Raw genomic sequence first — 755 nt, 5'->3', positions numbered from 1 at the left:
CGTTCACTGCAATCACTGCTCGGTCATGCAAGCCTCAACACCACGGCACGATACACCCGAATGACTCAGATAAAGCAGCGTGATGCGGCAATGGCCATCAACCAATTAACGGATGATCTAGACTTAACATGGAGCATAAAATGAGTACTTTCATTGAACTGCTTCGCCAGCATCATCGTGCGCTTAAGCATCACTATCATGCGCAGATAAATGGCGATATGCATCGAGCTATTGGGGCGATGCTCCGTTGCAAAACAGAGCAACAAGGACGCTCACAATGGTTCTGCAGTCACTGCCATCACGATGACCGATTGCCTCTTTCTTGTGGTCATCGCCATTGCCCTCAATGCCAACAACGCACCACTTCTGACTGGCTACAGCGTCAACAGCAAAAACGGTTACCTGTTCACTATTTCATGGTGACCTTCACTTTACCGTATCAATTGAGAGTGCTGGCAAGACATCAACCTAAAGCGATATATAACGGTATGTTTAAGGTGGCATCAGGGGTATTAAAGGATTTTGCCAACCGACAACGGCAAGGTGAACTTGGTTTTACCGCCGTGTTGCATACTCACAGCCGACAACGAAACTTGCACCCACATCTGCACATTATCGTGGCGGCAGGCCAATACGACGCGTCGAGGCAAACGTGGCACAAAGGCAACAAGCATTACCTCTTCAACGCGTTTGCTTTGGCCAAAGTATGGCGAGCAAGAATGCTAGAGGCCATTAATCAACACCCAACGTTGTGG

General features: G+C 48.6%; 1 protein-coding gene and 1 pseudogene. Both read left to right on the top strand.

All coding sequences use genetic code 11. The annotated features are described in order from the left end of the window. A pseudogene (locus tag AB4371_RS20960) lies at window positions 1-144 on the top strand (integrase); the annotation flags it as partial. Continuing rightward, a partial coding sequence (locus AB4371_RS20955) for a transposase zinc-binding domain-containing protein (protein ID WP_133153779.1) occupies window positions 141-755 on the top strand: 615 nt, incomplete at its 3' end. The pseudogene AB4371_RS20960 and the gene AB4371_RS20955, both read left to right, overlap by 4 nt.

It is taken from the genome of Vibrio sp. 10N.261.51.A3 (genome assembly GCF_041471965.1).
GTDB classification, from domain to species: Bacteria; Pseudomonadota; Gammaproteobacteria; order Enterobacterales; family Vibrionaceae; genus Vibrio; species Vibrio crassostreae_C.
Note: the sequence above shows the minus strand (reverse complement) of the source record. Positions and strands in the feature narration are given on the sequence as shown.